8 protein-coding genes are annotated in these 7,954 nt (G+C 70.1%); all 8 read right to left on the reverse strand.

The features are described 5' to 3' along the window. Position 1: 1 nt before the first annotated feature. Positions 2 to 1,549: a 2-isopropylmalate synthase gene (locus VMR86_15905; GenBank protein HTO08532.1), complete on the reverse strand. Its 1,548-nt coding sequence runs from the start codon at positions 1,547 to 1,549 to the stop codon at positions 2 to 4. Continuing rightward, complete coding sequence (pssA, locus tag VMR86_15910; protein ID HTO08533.1) at positions 1,539 to 2,360, reverse strand: CDP-diacylglycerol--serine O-phosphatidyltransferase; 822 nt, start codon at positions 2,358 to 2,360, stop codon at positions 1,539 to 1,541. The genes VMR86_15905 and pssA overlap by 11 nt, the downstream gene beginning before the upstream one ends. Further along, positions 2,357 to 3,373 (reverse strand): ketol-acid reductoisomerase, encoded by a 1,017-nt coding sequence (gene ilvC, locus VMR86_15915; protein ID HTO08534.1) that lies wholly within the window; start codon positions 3,371 to 3,373, stop codon positions 2,357 to 2,359. The genes pssA and ilvC overlap by 4 nt, the downstream gene beginning before the upstream one ends. A gap of 52 nt (positions 3,374 to 3,425) precedes the next feature. Then, positions 3,426 to 4,139, reverse strand: coding sequence for a tRNA (adenosine(37)-N6)-threonylcarbamoyltransferase complex dimerization subunit type 1 TsaB (gene tsaB / locus VMR86_15920; protein ID HTO08535.1), 714 nt, complete (start codon positions 4,137 to 4,139; stop codon positions 3,426 to 3,428). A 7-nt stretch (positions 4,140 to 4,146) separates the two neighbouring features. Then, positions 4,147 to 5,790, reverse strand: coding sequence for an RIP metalloprotease RseP (rseP, locus tag VMR86_15925; GenBank protein ID HTO08536.1), 1,644 nt, complete (start codon positions 5,788 to 5,790; stop codon positions 4,147 to 4,149). Beyond that, positions 5,787 to 6,947 (reverse strand): 1-deoxy-D-xylulose-5-phosphate reductoisomerase, encoded by a 1,161-nt coding sequence (locus VMR86_15930; protein ID HTO08537.1) that lies wholly within the window; start codon positions 6,945 to 6,947, stop codon positions 5,787 to 5,789. The genes rseP and VMR86_15930 overlap by 4 nt, the downstream gene beginning before the upstream one ends. Further along, positions 6,944 to 7,687 (reverse strand): isoprenyl transferase, encoded by a 744-nt coding sequence (locus tag VMR86_15935; protein HTO08538.1) that lies wholly within the window; start codon positions 7,685 to 7,687, stop codon positions 6,944 to 6,946. The genes VMR86_15930 and VMR86_15935 overlap by 4 nt, the downstream gene beginning before the upstream one ends. 7 nt (positions 7,688 to 7,694) lie before the next feature. Then, positions 7,695 to 7,954, reverse strand: a 260-nt coding sequence (locus VMR86_15940) for a ribosome-recycling factor (GenBank protein ID HTO08539.1), incomplete at its 5' end; no start/stop codon positions are given.

Below are 7,954 nucleotides of genomic sequence, written 5' to 3' on the forward strand. Positions count from 1 at the left end.
GTCAGACGCCCTTGAGCGAGCCGGAGACGCCCAGCTTGCGCCGCTGCTCGAGCTTGTTCAGCGCGTGCACGTAGGCCTTCCCGGAAGCCACGAGCACGTCGGTGTCGGCCGCCTGGCCGATCACGCGCAGGCCGTCCTGCTCGAGCGTGACCGAGACCTCGCCCTGGGCGTCGATGCCGCTGGTGACTGCCGAGACGAGATACTTGAGCAGCTTCACCTTGGCGCCGCTGACCTGATCGATGGCCGAGAAGATCGCGTCGACCGGGCCCGTGCCCATGGCCGCCACCTTGCGCCGGTCGCCCTTCACCTCCATCTCGACCGTGGCGGTCGGCGTGGCGAAGGTGCCCGAGACCACGTGCATGTTCTCGAGCTTGTACAGCTCCTCGACGCGCAGCATCTGGTCGGTGACCAGCGCCTCGATGTCCTCGTTGTAGACGACCTTCTTGGCGTCGGCGAGGTCCTTGAAGCGCTTGAAGGCCGAGTTGAAGTCGATGCGCTCCGGGTCGAAGCCCAGCTCGCGGAGTCTCTCGCCGAACGCGTGCCGGCCCGAGTGTTTGCCGAGCACGAGCTCCGTCGAGGCACGGCCCACCGACTCGGGCGTCATGATCTCGTAGGTGAGCCGGTTCGCGAGCACGCCGTGCTGGTGGATCCCGGCCTCGTGCGCAAACGCGTTGTCGCCCACCACCGCCTTGTTGGGCGGCACGGGCACGCCGATCACCGAGGAGAGCAGGCGGCTGGTCGGGTAGATCTCCTTGCCCACGATGGCCGTGTCGCAGCCGCCGAAGAACTCGCCGCGCGTGCGCAGCGCCATGACCACTTCTTCCATGGCGGTGTTGCCCGCCCGCTCGCCGATGCCGTTCACCGTGCACTCGACCTGGCGCGCGCCGGCGCGGATGGCCGCCAGCGAGTTCGCCACCGAGATGCCCAGGTCGTCGTGGCAGTGCACCGAGAAGCGCGCGAGATAGGCGTCGCGCACGCGCTGGCGCAGGTAGGTGATGAGCTCGGAGTACTCGAAGGGCGTGGTGTAGCCGACGGTGTCCGGGATGTTCAGCGTGCGCGCGCCCGCGGCGATCGCGCGGCTGCAGATCTCGACCAGGAACTCCCAGTCACTGCGCGTGGCGTCCTCGGCCGAGAACTCCACGTCTTCGCAGTAGCTGCGCGCGCGGGTCACCGAGCGCACGGCCTCGTCGAGCACCTTCTCCTTCGACATGCGCAGCTTGTCGCGCATGTGGATCTCGCTGGTGGCGATGAACACGTGGATGCGCGGGTGCGCGGCTTCGCGCAGCGCCTCCCAGGCGCGGTCGACGTCCTCGTCGGAGGTGCGCGCCAGGCCGCAGATGATCGGCCGGCGCACGGCGGCCGCGACCGCCTTCACGGCGTCGAAGTCGCCCTGCGAGGCGATCGGGAAGCCCGCCTCGATCACGTCGACGCCCAGCTTCTCGAGCTGGCGCGCCATCACCAGCTTCTCTTCCAGGTTCATGCTGCAGCCGGGCGACTGCTCGCCGTCGCGCAGCGTCGTGTCGAAGATCAGCACGCGTTCAGTGGACATCGCTGACTGACTCCCGTTCGTGCTCGGCCTCGGGCTCGGGCAGCTTGTGGCGCTCGCGCCACCAGACCACGGGGCCCGAGAGCAGATAGGCCACGCCGATCGCGAACAACATGGTCTCGTGGTTGAGCAGCACGATCACCAGGAACACCAGGATCGCGACCAGCGCCGGATAAGCCTTCCGGCCCTCGATCTTCACGACCTTCAGGCTCGGGTACGGAATCGTGCTCACCATGAGCAGCGCGAGCAGCGCGAAGAACGAGGTGATCGCGAAGCCCAGCGCGCGCGGAAACGGCGGCGTCAGATCGAACGAGCCGACGAACCAGACCGTTGCGGCGACCATGCCGCCCGCGAAGGTCGAGGGAATGCCCTGGAAGTGCTTCTGCGTCGAGTCGTCGGCCTTGGCGTTGAAGCGCGCGAGCCGCAGCGCCGCGCACAGCGCGAACAGCCCCGCGACCAGCCAGCCGCGCGGGCCGAGCGGCAAGAGCGTCCAGTTGTACATGAGCAGCGCCGGCGCCAGGCCGAACGCGGTCAGGTCGGAGAGCGAGTCGAACTCGACGCCGAAGCGGCTCTGCGAGTGAGTCGCACGCGCGACGCGGCCGTCGAGCATGTCGCACACCATGGACAGCACGATCGCCAGCGCCGCCTTCTCGAACTCGCCGCGGATCGAGAGCGTGATCGACCAGAAGCCGAGCATGAGCCCGGTCGAGGTGATCAGATTCGGCAGGAGATACACCGCGCGCCGGCGCTCGCGGCGCCCGGCGCGCCGGCGGCGCCGCCGCTCGCGGAAAGCCTCGCGGTGGGCCGGGGTCAATTGCGGCTCCGATCGACCAGCCGGTGCTCGCGCAGCCAGGGCATCATGGCGCGCAGCTCCTTGCCGATCTTCTCGACCGGGTGCTCCTCGCCGAGCTTGCCCAGCGCCGTGAACACCGGCTTGCCGACGCGCGCCTCCTGCAGCCACTCACTGGCGAAGCGGCCCGACTGGATCTCGCCCAGGATGCGCTTCATCTCCGCCTTGGTCTCGGCAGTCACGACGCGCGGCCCGCGCGTCAGGTCGCCGAAGCGGGCGGTGTTCGAGACCGAGTATCTCATGTTCGAGATCCCGCCCTCGTAGATCAGGTCGACGATCAGCTTCACCTCGTGGATGCACTCGAAGTACGCCATCTCGGGCGCGTAGCCGGCCTCGACCAGCGTCTCGAAGCCGGCCTGCATGAGCGCGGTCAGCCCGCCGCACAGCACGGCCTGCTCGCCGAACAGGTCGGTCTCGGTCTCCTCGCGGATCGTGGTCTGGATGATGCCGGCGCGCCCGCCGCCGATGCCCTTGGCGTAGGCCAGCCCGACCTCGAGCGTGTTGCCCGCAGGGTCGCGGTCGACCGCCACGAGACACGGCACGCCGCCGCCCTTCACGTAGGCGTCGCGCACCAGGTGACCCGGGCCCTTGGGCGCCACCATGAAGGTGTTCACGCCCTCGGCCGGGTTGATGCAGCCGAAGTGGAAGTTGAAGCCGTGCGCCAGCGCGAGATACGCGCCGGGCTTGAGATTGGGGCGGATCTCGCTCTCGTAGATCTGCGCCATGGTCTCGTCAGGCAAGGTCATCATCACGACCGAGGCGCTCGCCACCGCGTCGGGAATCGACAAGACGCGCAGCTTCTCGGCCTGCGCCTTCTTCACCGTGGGCGAGCCGGGTCGCAGACCGACCACGACGTCGACGCCGCTGTCGCGCAGGTTCAGTGAGTGGGCGTGGCCCTGGCTGCCGTAGCCGAGGATCGCGACGGTCTTGCCCTCCAGTCGCGCGAGGTCGGCGTCCTTGTCGTAGTACACGCGCATGGCGACAGTTCTCCTCTGGGGAGGCCGAGAAAGAGACTGGAATTCCGCGGCCTTATCGGGGGCGAGCCAAGGGTATGGGTTCGCCATTCCCCTGTAAAGCCAAGCGCTTGGCCTCGGCTTCGGCGCGGCGCAGATAGCGCAGCTCGACTTTCTCGGGCTCGACATCGGCACCGGCCGCCGAGAGCCGGTGACCGAGCGCACCCACGGAGCGTGCGGTGAGGTCGCCCACGGCGTCGAGAAAGCGCGCCCGCGAGCCCAGCGCCGCTTCCAGGGCGCGGCGATACAGCCGGGCGCCGCTGCCCACCAGGGCGATCGGCACCTCGGCCGGGAGCGTCGCGACCCAGTCGCCCAGCGATGCGCAGGCATCCGGCAACACCGGGTTCGCGTCGGCATCGTAGAGCCCGGCGTAGACCTCGCCGCGGCGCGCGTCGAGCAGCGGCGCGCACAGACCCGAGACCCGCGCCTGGAACGCGAGCGCGGCCAGGGTGGGCACGGGCACGAGCTTGCGGGGCGTGCCGAAGGCGAGCCCGAGCGCGGTGGCGAGCCCGATGCGCAGGCCGGTGAACGACCCGGGGCCGATGGCCAGCGCGATCCGGTCGACCTCGCCGAGCCGGCGGCCCACGCGCGCGAGCAAGCCGTCGAGACACACGAGCAGGCTCGCGGCGTGCCGCTCGCGCTCCGGCACGTCGGCCTCGCCGAGTGACTCGCCGCCCTCGAACAGGGCCACCCCTCCGCGCTCCGCGGAGGTCTCGAGCGCCAGCAGCATGCGGCGCTCAGCCGAGGTCGGTCAGGAACGACACCACGCCCGACCAGTGCCGGGCGATGTCGTTCCAGAACGCCACGCCCATCAGCAGGAGGATGAGCGACAGGCCGACGGTCTGCGCGATGTCGCGCGCGCGTGCCGGCAGCGGGCTGCCCTTGATGCCTTCCGCGGCGGCGAGCGCGATCTGGCCGCCGTCGAGCACGGGGATGGGCAAGAGGTTCAGGATCGCGAGGTTCACGCTGATCAGCGCCATGAGCCACACGAACTGCGTCCACGAGGTCTGGTAGGCGTCGGCCGCGATCTCGCCGATTCCGATCGGGCCCGAGAGACTGCTCATGCCCACCGAGCCGGTAATCAGCTGGAAGATGCCGCCCAGGATGATCGCGAACAGGTCCGCAGTGCGCGCCACGCCGCGGCCCAGCGCCAGGAACGGGTTGCGCACCACGTCGTCCTTGTACTCGGCGCCCACGTCGGAGAGGCCGAGCTCGACGCCGATCTGGTAGTGATTCCCGGCGGACTGACCGTTCCGGTCCGGCCCGGCGGCGGGAGTCACTTCGAGCTGCACGAGCTTGTGGTCGCGCAGCAGCACGAAGGCCAGCGGCTCGCCGCCGCTGTTGCGGATCAGGTCGCGCACGCGCTCGACGCCCGAGACCAGGTCGCCGCCCACGCTCAACACCACGTCGCCGGCCTGCAGGCCCGCGCGCGCGGCCGGAGTGTCGGGATGGACCTTGCCCAGGCTCACGCCCACGGGCGCGAGACCCAGTGACTCGAGCGGATGGTCGCCGCCCGGCGCAGACGCCCCGCGCAGCGTGACGTGGATCTTCTCGGTCTGGCCGTCGAGCGGGCGCTCGAGGTCGAGCTCGAGCGGCGGCCTGGCCGCCGCGACCTGCTGGCGCAGCTCGCGCAGGTTCGACACCGGCGCGCCGTTCACGGCCGTCACGCGGTCGCCCGTCTCCAGACCGGCGAGCGCGGCCGGGGTCTGCGGGCCGGTCACGCCGACCACCGCCTCGGGCACCTGCCACTGCAGGCCCATGTCCTTCCAGGCGCCGCCGTCGTCCTTCTCGCGCACGAGCGTGGTTTCTGCGCGCTCGCCGTTCGCGCGCTCGATCGTGAGCGGCATGCCCGGCGCGCCCGACGCCTGCAGCTTCTCCTGCAGGTCGATCCAGCGCCACAGCGACTCACCGCCCGCCGCGACGATCCGGTCGCCGTCGTGGATGCCCGCGCGGGCGGCCGCCGAGCCCGGCACCACGGTGCCCACGCGCGAGGTGAGCGTCGGCAGGCCGGTCATCAGGATCGCGGCGATCAGGAACACCGGCAGCACGAGATTCATCACCGGCCCGGCCAGCGCGATCGCGATGCGCTGCCACACGGGCCGGGCGTTGAAGGCGCGAGACACCTCCTCGGGCGCGAGCTCCTCGCCCGGAATCTCGCCGAGCATCTTCACGAAGCCGCCCAGCGGCAGCGCCGCGATCACGTAGTCGGTCTCGCCCACGCGCCGCGCGAACAAGGACGGCCCGAAGCCGATCGAGAACTTCTCGACCTTCACGCCGAGCCACTTGGCCACCGCGAAGTGACCGAGCTCGTGGATGAAGATCAGCACGCCCAGGAGCAGCACGAACGGAACCAGGTGATCGACCAGCGCTGGCAGGTTCAATGCAGTCTCTCCTCGATCCGCCGCCGCGCACGCGCGCGCGCCCGCTCGTCGACCTCGGCGATCTCCTCCAGCGACAAACCGGGCAGCACGGGCAGGGTTGCCAGGATCTCTTCGGCCGTTTCCGCGATCGCCGTGAACGGAATCTCGCGCGCCAGAAACGCCGCCACGGCGATCTCGTTCGCGGCGTTCAGCGCCGCGGGCGCGGTGCCGCCCGCCGCCAGCGCCTCGAAGGCCAGGCGCAGCGCCGGGAAGCGCTCGGGATCGGGCGCCTCGAAGTGGAGCGCGCCCAGCGCGAGCAGATCGAGGGGCGGCAGGTCCGGCAGGGGGAACCGTTCCGGCATACCGAGAGTGTAAGCAATGGGAATGCGCATATCGGGAATTCCGAGCTGCGCGAGCCAGCTGCCGTCGGCGTACTCGACGAACGAGTGGATGATGCTCTCGGGGTGGACGAGCACGCCGATGCGCTCGACCGGCAGATCGAACAGCCAGCGCGCCTCGATCACCTCGAAGCCCTTGTTCATGAGCGTGGCCGAGTCGATGGTGATCTTCGCGCCCATGTCCCAGTTCGGGTGCTTGAGCGCCTGCTCCGGGCCGGCCGCGGCCAGGGTCGCGCGGTCGGCCTTGCGGAACGGGCCGCCCGAGGCCGTGAGCCAGATCTTCTTCACGGCGCTCATGGGATGACCCGCGAGACACTGGGCGATCGCCACGTGCTCGGAGTCGAGCGGCAGGAGCTTCGCTCCCGCGCGCCGCGCCTCGGCCATGACCAGCGGGCCGCCGGTCACGAGCACTTCCTTGTTCGCCAGCGCCACGTCGCGGCCGAGCCGCAGCGCGGCCACCACCGGCGCGAGACCCGCCGAGCCGACCAGCGCGCCGACCAGGAGGTCCGCGTCGTGAGTCGCCACCTCGAGCAGCCCTTCGGGCCCCGACACGATGCGCAGCTTCGGGTCGCCCACCGCCTCGCGCAGGCGCGGCACGTCCTCGGCGCGCGCGACCGACACGACCTCGGGCCGGAACTGCTTGCACTGCTGCACGCACAGGTCGATCGAGCGGCCCGCCGAGAGCGCAGTGACTCGCAGCCGTTCGGGGAAGCGCGACACCACGTCGAGCGTCTGCGTGCCGATCGAGCCCGTGGCGCCCAGGAGCGCGAGCCGCTTCACGACTCCGCGTCCCGCTGCTGGGCGGGCGTCCGGCCGAAGCGGCGCTCGCGCTGCTGGAACGCACACAGCGCGTCGACCAGCTTCGACTTGTTGAAGTCGGGCCAGAGCACGTCGCTGGTGAAGAACTCCGTGTAGGCGAGCTGCCAGAGCAGGAAGTTCGAGATGCGGTGCTCGCCGCCGGTGCGGATCAGGAGGTCCGGGTCCGGCATGTCCTTGCAGTACAGGTTGGCCTGCACGCACTTCTCGTCGATGGCCTCGGGCTCGAGCACGCCGGCCTCGACCGCGCGCGCGATCGAGCGCACGGCATCGACGATCTCGGCGCGCCCGCCGTACGAGAGCGCGAAGGTGAGCCGCATCTCGTCGTTCGACTCGGTGCGCGCCATGAGCCCGTGCAGGAGTGACTGGATGCTCGGCGAGAGACTCTGCAGCCGCCCGATGGCGTCGACGCGGATGCCGTTGCGCACCAGCTCGTCGGCGTCGCGCAGGATGAATTCCTCGAGATACGCCATGATCGCGTCGATCTCTTCGCTCGGCCGCTTCCAGTTCTCGGTCGAGAACGCGTAGAAAGTGAGCCACTGGATTCCCAGCTCGTGCGCGCCGCGCACGACCTCGCGCACGATCTCGGCGCCGTTGCGGTAGCCGGCCACGCGCGGCAGCCCGCGCGCCTCGGCCCAGCGGCCGTTGCCGTCCGGGATGATCGCGACGTGGCGCGGGATCTTGCGCGGGTCGAGCTTCGACACGGGTGAGTCAGACCTTCAACAGCTCTGCTTCCTTCGCCTCCACCGCCTTGTCGATCTGCGCGATGAAGTCGTCGGTCAGCTTCTGGACCTTGTCGGTCAGGTGGTGCGCGTCGTCCTCGGCGAGGTCGCCGTCCTTCTGGAACTCCTTGACCATGGCGATCGCGTCGCGGCGCGCGTTGCGCACGCCGACTTTGTGGTCCTCGCCGAGCTTCTTGACCTGTTTCACGAGCTCCTTGCGGCGCTCCTCGGTGAGCTCGGGGATCGGCA

It is taken from the genome of Myxococcota bacterium (assembly GCA_035498015.1).
GTDB lineage: Bacteria > Myxococcota_A > UBA9160 > SZUA-336 > SZUA-336 > VGRW01.